We start from the raw sequence: 13,561 nt of genomic DNA on the forward strand, positions 1-13,561 counted from the left end.
ATTTCAGAAGCCCTCGATCTCGCGGCTGAGGCTGCCATGGAAACGATCGGCGAAGCGCTGCAGGCGCGCCTCCAACCCGTTCACGGCGTGGCTGAACCGGTTGTACGCGATGACCGCAGGAATGGCCGCGAACAGCCCGATCGCGGTGGCAAACAATGCCTCCGAAATACCCGGTGCAACCACGGCAAGCGAGGAGTTCTGCTGCTGCCCGATCTGGAAGAAGCTGTTCATGATCCCCCAGACGGTGCCGAACAACCCCACGAAGGGGGCCACCGAACCAACGGTTGCGAGGAAATTGAGGCGGTTCGAAAGATCGTCTGCCTCTGCCGCCACCTGGCTTTCCATCGACGCGGCAAGCCGTTGGCGGAGACCGTCGCGGTCGAGCACCTTGCCGCCCTTGGTGGACCGGCGCCACTCCTGCATAGCCGCGCCGGCGACCCGGGCCGAGGCGATGTCTTTCTTGCTTCGATCCTTCAGCAGCGCCTCCACATCGTCGGCTTCCCAGAACTCTGCCTCATACGTTCTGCATTTGCGGCGCACCTTGCCCATGCGCAGGCTGAAGCTGACGATGATCATCCAGGTCCAGACGCTGGCGAGCAACAGGCCCAGCATGACCGCCTGAACGACGATGTCGGCGTCCATGAACAGTTCGACGGGGTCCAGCCGCGTGGGCGCAGCAACGGTTGCCAAGACGATGAGAGGAAGGTCGGTCATTCGGGTCCTTGATCCGATTGTGCGGCAAACTGAGCGAATGCCGCGCGCCACGGCGCGGGCTGGCGGCGCGCGCGACCGGCCGGATCGATGAAGCCGACACGCACGGCCTGGCGGGCGATCGTCTCACCATCGCGCGTGGCGTGCTGGTGGATTCGTACGCTCGCCGCGCCGAGTCCGGTGCAAGTCGTCTCGATCACGACGGTGTCGTCAAGCCGGGCCGGGCGCACGTAGGTGATATGAAGATCGGCAACGGCGTATGCCCCGTCGCCCGCCTCTACTGCCGCGCGCTGATCGATGTCCAGCAACCGCAGCAGGTCGCTGCGTGCGCGCTCGAACCAACGGAGATAGTTCGCGTGATAGACGATCCCCGAAAGGTCCGTGTCTTCGTAATAGGCGCGCACTGCAAAGAGGTGGCGCGATCCGTCGATCAGGCCGCCGGGCAGCGGGAGTGTGTTCGGGATCTGGGCAGTCATCGCCGCGGGCCTTAGCCCTGACCCGACTCGCGTGGCAACCGCCGACCGCCAGACGGTTGCGTTCAGCCGACCATCCGCCCGAGCGGTCGCCCGGCGAATATGTGCGCGTGGAGATGCGCGATCTCCTGTCCCCCGTGCGAGCCGATATTGTACAGAATACGGTAGCCATCCTCCACCAGCCCAGCGGTGCGGGCGACATGACCCACCGCCCGGGCGAAGCCCGCGATCTCGGCGTCCGGCGCGCTGGCGCTGAAATCGTCCCAGCTGACGTAGCGCCCCTTGGGGATGACGAGGATGTGCACAGGCGCCTGGGGAGCTATGTCATGGAAGGCGAGCGCCCATTCGTCTTCATAAACCCTGTTCGCCGGCAATTCCCCGCGCAGCACCTTCGCGAAGATATTGTCGTCATCGTAGGGCTGCGTCGGATCGATCGGCATCTAGCTGGTCCTCGCTGCTTTTTCCGTGATACCCGACGTGCCGTGGCGGCGGTCGAGTTCCGCCATGACAGCGGACAGCGGCACGCTCCGCTCAGCGAGCAGGACGGCCAGATGGAATACGACATCCGCCGCCTCGCCTACCAGGTCGGCCTCGCTGCCCGACAATGCCGCCACGATTGTCTCGACAGCCTCCTCCCCGAGCTTGCGGGCGACGACCGGCAGGCCCCGCGCGTGCAACTGCGCGACATAGCTTGCCTGAACGTCTCCGGAAGCCATCCGCTCGGCAATCGTCTGTTCGAGTAGGGTGAGGGTATCGGTCACATGGCCGGCATGCCGGCAGCGGACGCTCGAGGTCAAGCGGGGAGTGCGCTCACTCGCGTGGGCGGCGCGCGCCGTGCCGGCCGATGATGACGCCAAGAACGCCGAGACCGAACAACACCATGCTGGACGGTTCGGGAATGGCCCAGGTCGCGGCCTGCGCGGGTGCAGCCGTTAGGAGCAGGGCCAAGGCCGGCAAAATGGGAATCAACACGCTGCGCATGGCCTGTGCCAAGCGCCCGAAGCCGTTGAAAAACCAGACGCTTGAACGCAAGCGTACCAGTGCGGGACGCCTCAGGCGCGGGCAGGAAGGCCCGCCGCACGCAGCGCCTCGTGCGCTTCGGAAATGCTGTGCGCGCCGAAATGAAATATCGATGCCGCCAGCACCGCGCTGGCGTGGCCGTGCGTCACCCCTTCCACCAGGTGTTGCAAAGTGCCGACACCCCCGCTGGCGATTACCGGCACGCTGACCGCGTCGGCGATCTCGCGCGTGAGGGCAAGGTCGTATCCTGCTTGCGTGCCGTCGCCGTCCATCGATGTGACCAGCAGTTCGCCTGCGCCGAGCTCCGCGAGCCGCACGGCGTGCTCCACGGCGTCGAGGCCCGTCGGCTTTCGCCCTCCGTGGGTGAACACCTGCCATCCCGCACCGCTACGCCTGGCGTCAACGCTGGCGACGATGCATTGGCTGCCGAAACGCGCGGCGATATCGCTGACCACTTCGGGCCGCGACACTGCAGCCGAATTGACCGCCACCTTGTCCGCACCGGCCAGCAGCAGCGCACGCGCATCGTCTGCCGACCGGACTCCGCCCCCAACCGTAAGCGGCATGAAACAGACTTCTGCCGTGCGCCGCACGACGTCGAGAAGCGTTCCCCGGCCTTCGTGACTGGCAGATATGTCCAGAAAGCACAGTTCGTCCGCGCCAGCCGCGTCATAGGCCTGGGCCTGTTCCACCGGGTCGCCTGCATCGCGCAGATCGACGAAGTTCACACCTTTCACCACCCGCCCGTCGCGAACGTCGAGGCAGGGAATCACGCGGATGCGGACGGTCACGCGCGCCGGCCCATGGCTATCGCGGCGGAAAGGTCCAGCCGCCCATCGTACAGCGCGCGGCCGGTGATGACACCTTCGATCCCGTCGCCCGCGTGCAACGACAGGACATGGATATCGTCGAGACCTTTCACGCCCCCGCTGGCGATCACCGGAATATCGACCCGGCGCGCAAGATCGACGGTGGCATCGATGTTGACGCCTTTGAGCATGCCATCGCGTCCGATGTCGGTAAACAGCACGGCCGCGACGCCTGCATCCTCGAACCGGCGTGCCAGGTCCACCGCGGGCATGTCGGACACTTCGGCCCAGCCTTCGGTAGCAACCATGCCGTCCCGCGCGTCGACCGCGACCACGATGCCGCCGGGGAAGGCAGCCGCCATATCGCGCACAAAGCCCGGATTATTCAAGGCCGCAGTTCCCAACACGATGCGCGCCACGCCGAGGTCGAACCACCCCGCAACCGCCTCTGGCGTACGGATACCGCCGCCAAGCTGGACGTGCCCGGGAAAGGTCGCGACGATTTCCTCCACCGCGCCGTGGTTCTCCGGGCGTCCGGCGAACGACCCGTCGAGATCGACCACATGCAGATGTTCTGCGCCTGCCTCGGCGAAGATCAATGCCTGGGCAGCAGGATCATCGCCATAGATGGTCGCGCGGGCAAGATCGCCCTCGGCCAGTCGGACCACCTGGCCGGCATGCAGGTCGATGGCGGGAAACACGATCATGTGACGCGCGCTAACATCGCCCGCGCGCGCCGTCATCCGCGGATATGTCAGCTGGGAATAAAGGCGTTCTTGGGGATATGCGTAATGCGGCACGCGAGATCGGCCTCGCCGCTCGCCGCGACGAAGTGGTCGCCCGCATCGGCGATGCCGGTGGTGAAGACCACGTCGTGCACATACATCTTGTCCTCGAGCGGACGGGTCAGACCGACGTCCGCCTCCAACAAAGGTTCGTGGCTGGTGGCCAGCACCTTCCACGGCCGCTCCGGATCGAGCAGCGACCAGTACGTCCGGTATTTGCCCACGATCTCGTGCGGTTCGACGCCGTGCCACAGGCTGAGCCAGCCGCACCTGCCTGCCACTTCGGTCAATATGGGCGGGGTTCCGCCGCCGATCCGCGCGGTCGCCGCCGTGCCCGCGTGCGGGCGGATCGCCGGTTCGATATGGGGCTTCCAGTGCAGCGCGTCGGGGCTCGTCGCGTGGTTGATCGAAGGGCCCGCGTGCCACGGGCTGCCCGGCGGATAGGCGAAGAAGAGTTGCCCCAGCGGGCGGGTCTGGGCCCAGTATTCACCCTCGATCAGACCTTCGAAGATCAGCATGTCCTTGTTCTGGTGATCCAGCACGATACCGTCGAACGACCAGTTCGCCGCGTCGCTGGAGGAATAAAGCGTGGTCGAATGGCGTTCCGGGCTGACCGAGCATGTCGTCATCAGGAAGCGGTCCCCGACGCGGCTGATCCGCGCGTCCTCCACGCCGTAGCACTGCCAGGATCCTTGCGGCGCGATCGCCCGGTCGTAATGGACGGCGACCACCTCCAAGCCATCGGCCGACAGCTCGACCGGGAGGAGCCACGACAGCGAGGTGAGCGCCATGACCCGCCAACCGAAGCCGGCAATCTCGAACTTGCGGGGGTCGGACGTATCGGCGAATTCCAGCGGCCAGGCGTCGAGCACGTAACGCCCGTCATCCCAGCGGATCGCGCGGACGTGGCCGCCATGGACAGGTTCGCGCAGCGCCTCCGCAATCCGGACCATCATCAGCAGGTTGCCGCCTGACAAGCGCGTCATGCCGGGATTGAAGGCACCCAGCACGTAGGTCTCGGCGTCGAAATGTCCGGCGAGCGGGGACCGCGACAGATCGACGTCATCCGGCCCAAAGACGAGACGGTCGACGGAAAACCCGCTCACTTTTCATCCGAGACGCGCTGCGTGATCACCAATTGCTGCACGACCGCGCGGCGCGGCTGTGTGAGCATGTAGTGGACCCCCACGGCGATATCCTCGGCGCGCAGCATCTCTTCCGCGTTGATCAACTCGCGCTGCTCGTCGGCCGGTATGTCCGGGTAGTGGAAGTCGGCCCCCGTCTTGGCCGGTTCCACGAAACCGACCTTGATGCCCTTGTTGCCCAGTTCCTTGCGCATCGCTTCGGCAAAACCGGCCACGCCTGCTTTCATCCCTGCATAGACGGTCGACGATGGGCCAAGGCTGTGCGCGCTCATCGAGCCGATCAGGACGATGTCGCCCTTGTCCTCCATGTGCCTTGCCGCGCGATGAGCGCTTACGATGTAGGCGGTGAAATCGGTCGCGATGGCGTAGCGCAGATCGTCTTCTTCCATCTGGGCCAGGCCGTCTGCCGGAATGGCGGCGTTGATAACGGCGATATCGTATTCGCCCAGCGTCTGTTCGGCTTCGTCGAAGAAGCGCGTCAGGTCATCGGGCTTGGAAAGATCGCACGCGATCCCGCTACCTTTGCCGACTTCGTTGATCCGTTTGAGCCCGTCTTCGAGGTGTTGTTCGTTCCGGCCGCAGGTGAATATCTCCACGCCTTCGGATGCCAGAAGCACCGCGATGGCCCGCCCGATACCCGTCGTGCCGCCCGTGATCACCGCCTTGCGACCCTTGAGCGCGGGCATTTCGGTGTGCGCGTCGGAGAGGTTCTTCTTGTCGGCGTCGGCCATCTGCGTGTCTCCTTCGCTCTGGGAGACGCGCGCACCGCCGCATAGGTTCCGCCATTCAGGGCCGCCAGTCGAGAAACCGGGCGAGGAGTGCGATACCGTAGGCCTGGCTCTTTTCCGGGTGGAACTGGACGCCCAGGATATTGTCCCGCGCCACCGCGGCGACCAGCCCGCCACCGTGATCCGTCATCGCCGCCACGTGCCGACCGTTCTCGCATGCAAAATGATACGAGTGGAGAAAGTACGCCTCGCCGCGCTCGACCAGGCTGGCACCGTCGGGATGCGGCATGGGCTGGACGTCGTTCCAGCCCATGTGCGGAACCTTGATCGCGGGGTCGGTGCGATCGATCGCGCGAACCTCGCCAGGGACCCACCCCAGGCCGGGTGTCATGCCGTGCTCCCGTCCGCTGGTGGCGAGGAGCTGCATCCCAACGCAGATGCCCAGAAATGGCACGCTGTCGCCGAGCACGCGGTCTTCCAGCGCCTCCACCAGACCAGGGATCGCCCTGAGACCCTCGGCGCAGGCCCTGAAAGACCCCACACCCGGCAGCACGACCCGGCGCGCACCGCGGACGATTGCGGGATCGGCGGTGACATGGACATGATTCGCGCCCGCGGCTTTCAGCGCGTTGTGGACCGAAAGGAGATTGCCCGCGCCGTAATCGATCAGCGCGATCGCCTCAGCCACCGAGCAGGCCCTTGGTGCTGGGAACGGCCCCGCCCTTTCGCGGATCGCGCTCCACCGCCTGGCGCATTGCCCGGGCAAAGCCTTTAAAGATCGCTTCGCAGATGTGGTGGTTGTTCGTGCCGTAGAGCAACTCGACGTGCAGCGTAATGCCGCAGGCCTGGGCAACCGAATGGAACCAGTGCTCGACAAGCTCGGTATCCCATTCGCCCAGCTTTTCCTGGCTGAAACCTGCGCGCCAGACGAGGTAGGGGCGACCCGAGATGTCGAGCGCGACGCGCACCAGCGTTTCATCCATCGGAGAAAATGCCTGCCCGTACCTGCCGATGCCGCCCTTGTCGCCGAGCGCCTGCAGCAGCGCCTGGCCCAATGCGATCGCGCTGTCTTCGGTCGTGTGATGCTGGTCGACGTGGAGGTCGCCGTCGACCGTCATCGTGACATCGATCAGCGAATGGCGGCTTAACTGTTCCACCATATGGTCGAGGAAACCGATACCGGTGGACACGGCGTAGGTTCCGGTCCCGTCGAGATTGACGGTCACCGCGATGGAAGTTTCGCTGGTCTTTCGCTCGATCCGGCCGGTGCGCATGACGCCGGCTATACGGCGGCGCGGACGGGGCGCAAGCGTTGACCGCGTCCCCAGGCTTCCCACCTCCAATTGCGGCTTGACCAGCCGCCAAGGCCCCGCCACCTGTGCGGACGATGAGCGACGACACACCCGACAGCCTGATCCCCTACGATGAAATTGTGCAGGAAGCCCTGCGCGCCGTGGTCGGCCGCGTGCTCGGCGCCGTGCAGGCGGCGGGCAGCGAATTGCCCGGCAATCACCATTTCTACATTACCTTCAAGACCGGCGCCCCGGGAGTCACAGTCCCCCCGCACTTGCGCGAACGCTTCCCCGACGAGATGACGATCGTGCTTCAGAACAAGTTCTGGGACCTCGCGGTGGGCGAAGATGGCTTCACCGTCAGCCTCACCTTCAACCAGGTGCCGGCGAAGCTCGACATTCCCTATGGCGCGATCACCGCGTTCGTGGACCCGGCGGTCGACTTCGGCCTGCAGTTCCAAGCCACTGTGGCGGACATGGCGCCCGAGGCACATGAGGAAGCGGAAAACGACGGCCCGGAACGCGGCCCCCATCCGGCCGTTAAGGAAGCGGACGACGGATCGAACGTCGTGACGGTCGACTTCGGCCGCAAGAAATAACCGCGCGGCGTGATGCCGCTTCGACTTGAGGGGCGGGACCATGGCGCGAAAAGCGGGACCTATCCAGTCTGACGAATCGGCCGAAGCGGCCGGCGGGATCAGCGATGCCGGTGGCGAGGTGCTTACCCGCCTGACCGGCACCAGCCTCAAGGTCCCGGGCCCGAGCGTCAACCCGGCAACCAACCTCCTGATCAACGATATCGCCATCCGCGCCGGCGGGCGGCTGATCCGCCACACGCTGGAAAAGGGCCTGCTGCGCGGCCGCTATGGCGGCACCGGTGCGAAGGCGATCGTTGAAAACCGCTCCCTCACCCGCTCCATCGTGAGCGGTCTGCTCGCCCGGTACGCCACCCGTTCGGTACCCGGCGCAGTGCTGATCGGGGGCGGCCTCGTTGCCAAGACGCTGTTCGATCGCGGCCGCAAGAGTGCTGCCGCGCGGCGCTCGGGCGACCGATCCCTGCGCAAGATGGCCGAGGATTGAGGCACGTCCGGGCTTGATTTGTCGCGCTTGCCTGGCGCAGGAGCGGGCATGGCTGGCGAACCGGGATCGACGAATGCGCTCAAGCGGCGCGGGCTCTTGTTCGTCTTGTCGTCACCTTCGGGGGCCGGCAAGACCACGATCAGCCGGATGCTGCTTTCCGATCCAGAAATAAAGCTTTCGGTCAGCGTCACCACCCGCGCGCCGCGCCCGGGCGAAGTGGACGGGATCCATTACCATTTCGTCACCGACGAGGAATTCGACCGCTGCGTCGAAGAGGACGACTTCTACGAGTGGGCCCACGTTTTCGGTCACCGCTATGGCACGCCCAAGGGGCGCATCCGCGCGGGCCTGAAGGAAGGGCAGGATTTCCTGTTCGACATCGACTGGCAGGGCACCCAGCAGCTCTACCAGAAGGACCAGCAGGACGTGGTCCGCGTGTTCATCCTGCCCCCCAGCATCGAGGAGTTGCGCCGACGGCTCGAATCGCGCCAGACCGACAGCCCCGCCGTGATCGAAGCGCGCATGGAGCGTGCACGGGCGGAAATCAGTCACTGGGACGCGTACGATTACGTCATCATCAACGACGATGTAGACGCCTGCTTTGGCAAGGTGCGCGAGATCCTCCACGCCGAACGGCGCAAACGGCAACGGCAGACCGGCCTCATCCCGTTCGTTCGCGAATTGATGGGCAGCTGAACGGGTAAGCTGCTGCCGGCCATCGATCAGTCGTAGGTCACCCCCGGCAATCCCTGTCCGCCGTCCGCGACGAAGGCATCGATCCGCGCCTCCAGTTCCGACAACGGAACCGAGCCCAGCGCCAGCACGGTATCGTGGAATTTGCGAATGTCGAAGCGTTCACCCAGCGCGCCCTCCGCCTTGGTGCGCAGCCGGCGGATCGTCATCTCGCCCAGCTTGTAGGCCGGTGCCTGCCCGGGCCAAGAGATGTACCGGTCCACCTCGGTTTCCACCTCGTGCCGCGACAGGGCGGTGCGATCGGCAAGATAGGCGATCGCCTTGTCCCGGCTCCAGCCATAATGGTGGATGCCCGGATCGATAACCAGCCGCACCGCGCGCCACATCTCATAGCTCAGTCGGCCGAACCTTTCGTAAGGCGTGCGATAGATCCCCATCTCCTCGCCCAGGAATTCGGTGTAGAGGCCCCAGCCTTCACCCATGCCGGAGAAGTAGAGATTGCGGCGGAATGCCGGTGTGTCGCCCACCTCGCGCTGGAACGCCATCTGGAAGCTGTGCCCCGGCGCGCATTCATGGAGCGTCAGCGCCGGGATATTGTACAGCGGCCGGGTCGGAAGATCGTGGGTGTTCATCTGGCACGAACCAAGACCGCCACGCCCGGCGGTGTAAAACGGCGCGATGGCCGCCGCCACGGGCCGGATTTCGAACCGCCGGCGGGGCAGGAAACCGAAGTAATCGGCGATCTTCCCGTCCACCCGCTTGGCGACATAGGACGATACGCCCATCAGTTCGTCCGGCGTGCGGGCGGTGAACTGCGGGTCCGTCCGCAGCCGCTCGTTGAAGTCGGCTATCGTGCCCGAAAAGCCGACTTCCGCCATGACCTTGCCCATCTCGCCCTCGATCCGCGCGACTTCGGCAAGGCCGGTCCGATGGATCTGCTCGGGCGTCATGTCGAGCGTCGTGTATTGGCGCAGCTGCTGGGCGTAATAGGCTTTGCCGTTCGGCATGGCTTCGGCGGCCAGAGTCTTGCGGGCGCGCGGCAGGTATTCGCCGCGAAGGAAGGCCAACGTTTCGGAATATGCGGGCACCACGCTGCCCGAGATCGCCGCGCGTCCGGCGGCCATCAGACGCGTGCGATCCGCTTCCGAAAAACGCGCGGGCATCTGGGTAAAGGCCTTCCAGAACGGGCTTTTCTCCGGCGCGTCGACGACGTTTGCCGCCAGCGATGCCTCGCGCCCGGCCAGGGTGACGGCCGGCACGCTGAATCCGCGCCGCAACCCGGCACGGGCGTTGGCGATCTGTTCCCGGAAATAGCGCGGTAGCGCGTTCATCCGTGCAATGTAGTCTTCGTATTCCTTGACCGTCTGGAAGCCCGTTGGCGCATCCCAGTAAGTCCAGAAATTGGAATCGCTGTCGAACGGCATTTCCCATTCGGCAAAGCGCGCGTCCTCGATCGTTTCGGTAAGCGCCGCGTGGAGTACGGCCGCATTGACCCGTTCCTTAAGGCTTAAAGCGCTGCGATCGATCCGGGCGAGCCGCGTGCGGAACGCCTCTGCCCGCGCCGCGCGGGCGCGTTGCGCCTCCGGGGTCGCGGAAGGGATCGTGCCGCCCTGCTCGACGGATCCGTCAACCTTCTCTGTCCAGCCGTACTCGGCAAGCTGCCATTGCCAATACTCGCCGTAGAGCGCTCGCAATGCGGTATCGGCGGACGGAAGTGAGGCGTTCTGCGCCGCCGCGGGAGTGGCGAAGGCAAGGGCTGCGGCAAACGCGATGACGGCTTGTTTCATGGCGGCTTTCCTGCGGCCGGGCAGGTTCGGTGTCAAATGCAGGTTCCGGTTAAATGTATTTTCCTACACCAACCAATTTGGTTACTCCTGACTTCCCTTCCCCGCATCCCGAGGACAGACCATGACCTTTCTCGACACGCTCGTCGGCCCGCTCACGTCCATCATCGACAAGGTCATTCCCGACAAGGAGGCCCGGGCCCGTGCAAAGCTCGCCCTGCTCGAACTGGAGGGTACGCATGAGCTTCGCCGGATCGAGACACAGCTTTCGGCCATCATCGCGGAGGCGAATTCGCAGGACCCGTGGACCAGCCGCGCGCGCCCCAGCTTCCTTTACGTGATGTATGCGATGATCCTCGCTGCCCTGCCGATCGGCTTGCTTTCGATGCTGTACCCGCAGGCCGCGACGCAGATCGCCGGCGCGATCACCGCCTACTTGCGCGGACTGCCGGACGAGCTCTACGCCCTCTTCGGCACCGGCTACCTCGGCTATACGGCGGCACGCCAGTGGGGGAAAATCAAGGGGGTGGAGACTTGAGTGGCTCCTCCCAGGACCGTGTAACACCCGGTCTACGCGCCGGGGCGCCGGGCTTGCCAGCCGTTCCCGGCAGCTTATTGAAGCGGCATGTCCAACCTCGTCTACGTCCTCAACGGCCCTAACCTCAACCTCCTCGGTACACGTCAACCGGAGATTTACGGCAGCCAGACGCTCGACGATATCGCGGGCATGCTGGAAGACCGCGCCCGCGACCTGGGGCTGGAGGTCGACGTGCGCCAGTCCAATCACGAAGGCCACCTGGTGGACTGGCTGCACGAGGCGCGGGCAGACGGGGCCAAGGCGGTCCTGCTCAACGCCGGCGCTTACACGCACACCTCGATCGCCCTGCTCGATGCCATCCTCGCGATCGGCGTGCCGGTGATCGAGGTGCACTTGTCGGACCCGCTGACCCGCGAACCGTTCCGGCACGTCAGCTACGTCGGCATGGGTGCGGTCGACGCGGTGAAAGGACTGGGCGCGCAAGGCTATGTCGTGGCGCTTGAAAAGGCCGCGGCGCTCTAGCGGATGGTGTGACGCCCCACACTTGCCAGCGCCGCATCGCCCGCGCATAGGCACGCGTTCGAAATCACGAGAGGCAGGCCATGAGCCAAGACAAGGGCGATGCCGGGCGCACCCGCGGCATGAACGTCGATACCGCACTGGTGCGCGAGCTGGCTGAACTGCTCGCGGAAACCGGATTGACCGAAATCGAGGTAGAGGACGGCGACCGCAAGGTGCGCGTCGCTCGCGGCGGCGGATCGCCGATGGCGCAATTCAGCCCCGCGCAGATTGCCGCGATCGGCATGGCTGAAAGCACGCAGGCGCCCGCAGGCGGCCAGACCGGTGCGGCACCCGCTGCTGCGCCTGTTGCGGATGGGGCCGCAGCCGTGGCCGGCGCGCTCAAATCCCCCATGGTGGGCACCGCCTATCTCACCCCCGAACCCGGCGCGGCGCCTTTCATCAAGGTGGGTGACACCGTAAACCAGGGTCAGACACTTCTGATTATCGAGGCGATGAAGGTGATGAACCCGATCACCGCGGACAAGGCCGGGACCATCCAGTCGATCCTAGTGGAGCACGCGCAGCCGGTCGAATTCGACCAACCCCTGGTCGTGATCGGCTGAACGCGCGATGGGGATTCGCCGCATACTGATCGCCAACCGCGGCGAGATCGCCCTGCGCATTCACCGCGCGGCACATGAAATGGGCATCGAGACGGTGGCGGTCCACTCCACCGCGGATGCCGACGCCATGCATGTCCGCCTGGCCGACCATGCCGTATGCATCGGCCCGCCCCCGGCGGCCGACAGCTATCTCAATGTCGCCGCGATCATCTCGGCCGCCGAGATCGCGCACTGCGACGCGATCCACCCAGGCTACGGATTCCTGAGCGAAAACGCCAAGTTCGCGGAGATCGTGGAGGCGCACGACATTACGTGGATCGGCCCCAAGCCGGAACACATCGTGACGATGGGCGACAAAGTGCAGGCCAAGCGTACGGCCGGCGCCCTGGGCCTTCCCCTCGTCCCCGGCAGCGACGGCGCGGTGAGCGAACTTGCCGAGGCGCGGCGCATCGCCGCCGAGATCGGCTATCCCGTCATCATCAAGGCTGCGAGCGGCGGCGGCGGCCGCGGGATGAAAGTATGTGTCGAAGAGAATTCTCTTGAGGCCCTGATGCAGCAGGCCGGGAGCGAAGCGAAGGCCGCCTTCGGCGACGCAACGGTCTATATCGAAAAATATCTCGGCAATCCGCGCCACATCGAATTCCAGATCTTCGGCGACGGGCGTGGCAACGCCGTGCACCTCGGCGAGCGTGATTGCTCGCTCCAGCGCCGCCACCAGAAAGTGCTGGAAGAAGCGCCATCGCCGGTGATCACCGAGGCGGAACGGGCGCGGATGGGTGAGGTCTGCGCCCGGGCCATGGCCGACATGGGCTATCGCGGCGCGGGGACGATCGAATTCCTGTGGGAAAACGGCGAGTTCTATTTCATCGAAATGAACACCCGCCTGCAGGTGGAACACCCCGTCACCGAAATGATCACCGGTATCGATCTGGTGCGGGAACAGATTCGCATCGCGGACGGCAAGGACCTGTCGTTCAGTCAGGACGACATCACCTTCACCGGCCACGCGATCGAATGCCGCATAAACGCCGAGGATGCCTTCACCTTCGCGCCCAGTCCGGGCCTGGTGACCGCGTACCACGCCGCGGGCGGCATGCACGTGCGCGTCGATAGCGGGCTCTACGCGGGCTATCGGATTCCGCCGTACTACGACAGCATGATTGCCAAGCTGATCGTCTATGGCCGCACCCGCGAACGCTGCATCATGCGGCTGCGCCGTGCGCTGGAGGAGATGGTGGTCGAAGGCGTAAAGACTTCGATACCGCTCCACCAGGAACTGATCCGCCAGGCCGACGTGCTTTCGGGTGACTATTCGATCAAGTGGCTGGAGGAATGGCTGCAGGACCGAGAGGGCTGACCCCTAAGGTCCGCGCAAAAAA

General features: G+C 65.2%; 19 protein-coding genes. 7 read left to right on the top strand and 12 right to left on the bottom strand.

Features of this window, described 5'->3' with window-relative positions:
* Positions 1 to 3: 3 nt before the first annotated feature.
* The 11 genes from tolQ to hisB form a co-directional block, all read right to left on the bottom strand.
* Positions 4 to 714 (bottom strand): protein TolQ, encoded by a 711-nt coding sequence (tolQ, locus tag GRI40_RS05645; protein ID WP_160610437.1) that lies wholly within the window; start codon positions 712 to 714, stop codon positions 4 to 6.
* A complete protein-coding gene (locus GRI40_RS05650; protein ID WP_160610438.1) occupies positions 711 to 1,187 on the bottom strand; it encodes a YbgC/FadM family acyl-CoA thioesterase in 477 nt (158 codons plus the stop codon). The genes tolQ and GRI40_RS05650 overlap by 4 nt, the downstream gene beginning before the upstream one ends.
* 62 nt (positions 1,188 to 1,249) lie before the next feature.
* Positions 1,250 to 1,624, bottom strand: a complete 375-nt coding sequence (locus GRI40_RS05655) for a histidine triad nucleotide-binding protein (protein ID WP_160610439.1) — start codon at positions 1,622 to 1,624, stop codon at positions 1,250 to 1,252.
* On the bottom strand, positions 1,625 to 1,945 hold the full coding sequence (locus GRI40_RS05660; RefSeq protein ID WP_160610440.1) for a phosphoribosyl-ATP diphosphatase: 321 nt from the start codon (positions 1,943 to 1,945) through the stop codon (positions 1,625 to 1,627).
* Positions 1,946 to 1,994: 49 nt separating this feature from the next.
* On the bottom strand, positions 1,995 to 2,216 hold the full coding sequence (locus tag GRI40_RS05665) for a PEP-CTERM sorting domain-containing protein (protein ID WP_237489002.1): 222 nt from the start codon (positions 2,214 to 2,216) through the stop codon (positions 1,995 to 1,997).
* A gap of 20 nt (positions 2,217 to 2,236) precedes the next feature.
* A complete protein-coding gene (gene hisF, locus GRI40_RS05670) occupies positions 2,237 to 2,995 on the bottom strand; it encodes an imidazole glycerol phosphate synthase subunit HisF (protein ID WP_160610442.1) in 759 nt (252 codons plus the stop codon).
* Positions 2,992 to 3,720: a 1-(5-phosphoribosyl)-5-[(5-phosphoribosylamino)methylideneamino]imidazole-4-carboxamide isomerase gene (hisA, locus tag GRI40_RS05675; protein WP_160610443.1), complete on the bottom strand. Its 729-nt coding sequence runs from the start codon at positions 3,718 to 3,720 to the stop codon at positions 2,992 to 2,994. Before hisA ends, hisF begins: the two co-directional genes overlap by 4 nt.
* A gap of 47 nt (positions 3,721 to 3,767) precedes the next feature.
* On the bottom strand, positions 3,768 to 4,904 hold the full coding sequence (locus GRI40_RS05680; protein ID WP_160610444.1) for a glycoside hydrolase family 130 protein: 1,137 nt from the start codon (positions 4,902 to 4,904) through the stop codon (positions 3,768 to 3,770).
* On the bottom strand, positions 4,901 to 5,674 hold the full coding sequence (locus GRI40_RS05685; protein ID WP_160610445.1) for an SDR family oxidoreductase: 774 nt from the start codon (positions 5,672 to 5,674) through the stop codon (positions 4,901 to 4,903). The genes GRI40_RS05680 and GRI40_RS05685 overlap by 4 nt, the downstream gene beginning before the upstream one ends.
* Positions 5,675 to 5,729: 55 nt before the next feature.
* A complete protein-coding gene (gene hisH / locus GRI40_RS05690) occupies positions 5,730 to 6,359 on the bottom strand; it encodes an imidazole glycerol phosphate synthase subunit HisH (protein ID WP_160610446.1) in 630 nt (209 codons plus the stop codon).
* A complete protein-coding gene (hisB, locus tag GRI40_RS05695; RefSeq protein ID WP_160610447.1) occupies positions 6,352 to 6,945 on the bottom strand; it encodes an imidazoleglycerol-phosphate dehydratase HisB in 594 nt (197 codons plus the stop codon). Before hisB ends, hisH begins: the two co-directional genes overlap by 8 nt.
* Positions 6,946 to 7,058: 113 nt before the next feature.
* Between hisB and GRI40_RS05700 the strand changes: the two genes are divergently transcribed.
* Genes GRI40_RS05700 through gmk form a run of 3 tightly spaced genes read left to right on the top strand, consistent with a single transcriptional unit; the run spans position 7,059 to position 8,739 of the window.
* Positions 7,059 to 7,562 (top strand): SspB family protein, encoded by a 504-nt coding sequence (locus tag GRI40_RS05700; RefSeq protein ID WP_160610448.1) that lies wholly within the window; start codon positions 7,059 to 7,061, stop codon positions 7,560 to 7,562.
* Between the two features lie 40 nt (positions 7,563 to 7,602).
* Complete coding sequence (locus GRI40_RS05705) at positions 7,603 to 8,043, top strand: hypothetical protein (RefSeq protein WP_160610449.1); 441 nt, start codon at positions 7,603 to 7,605, stop codon at positions 8,041 to 8,043.
* 48 nt (positions 8,044 to 8,091) lie between these two features.
* On the top strand, positions 8,092 to 8,739 hold the full coding sequence (gene gmk, locus GRI40_RS05710; protein ID WP_160610450.1) for a guanylate kinase: 648 nt from the start codon (positions 8,092 to 8,094) through the stop codon (positions 8,737 to 8,739).
* Between the two features lie 26 nt (positions 8,740 to 8,765).
* On the opposite strand, the gene GRI40_RS05715 is transcribed toward gmk, so the two are convergent.
* A complete protein-coding gene (locus tag GRI40_RS05715) occupies positions 8,766 to 10,523 on the bottom strand; it encodes a DUF885 domain-containing protein (RefSeq protein WP_160610451.1) in 1,758 nt (585 codons plus the stop codon).
* Positions 10,524 to 10,644: 121 nt separating this feature from the next.
* On the opposite strand from GRI40_RS05715, the gene GRI40_RS05720 reads away from it, so the two are divergent.
* The 4 genes from GRI40_RS05720 (at position 10,645) to accC (ending at position 13,539) form a co-directional block, all read left to right on the top strand.
* Positions 10,645 to 11,058, top strand: a complete 414-nt coding sequence (locus GRI40_RS05720; RefSeq protein ID WP_160610452.1) for a holin family protein — start codon at positions 10,645 to 10,647, stop codon at positions 11,056 to 11,058.
* Positions 11,059 to 11,145: 87 nt separating this feature from the next.
* Positions 11,146 to 11,580 carry a type II 3-dehydroquinate dehydratase gene (locus tag GRI40_RS05725; RefSeq protein ID WP_160610453.1) on the top strand — a complete coding sequence of 145 codons (435 nt, stop codon included), beginning with the start codon at positions 11,146 to 11,148 and terminating at the stop codon, positions 11,578 to 11,580.
* 80 nt (positions 11,581 to 11,660) lie between these two features.
* Complete coding sequence (gene accB, locus GRI40_RS05730; protein WP_160610454.1) at positions 11,661 to 12,182, top strand: acetyl-CoA carboxylase biotin carboxyl carrier protein; 522 nt, start codon at positions 11,661 to 11,663, stop codon at positions 12,180 to 12,182.
* Positions 12,183 to 12,189: 7 nt separating this feature from the next.
* Complete coding sequence (gene accC / locus GRI40_RS05735) at positions 12,190 to 13,539, top strand: acetyl-CoA carboxylase biotin carboxylase subunit (protein ID WP_160610455.1); 1,350 nt, start codon at positions 12,190 to 12,192, stop codon at positions 13,537 to 13,539.
* Positions 13,540 to 13,561 lie beyond the last annotated feature (22 nt).

The sequence above is a fragment of the Tsuneonella aeria genome, assembly GCF_009827495.1.
Classification (GTDB): Bacteria; Pseudomonadota; Alphaproteobacteria; order Sphingomonadales; family Sphingomonadaceae; genus Tsuneonella; species Tsuneonella aeria.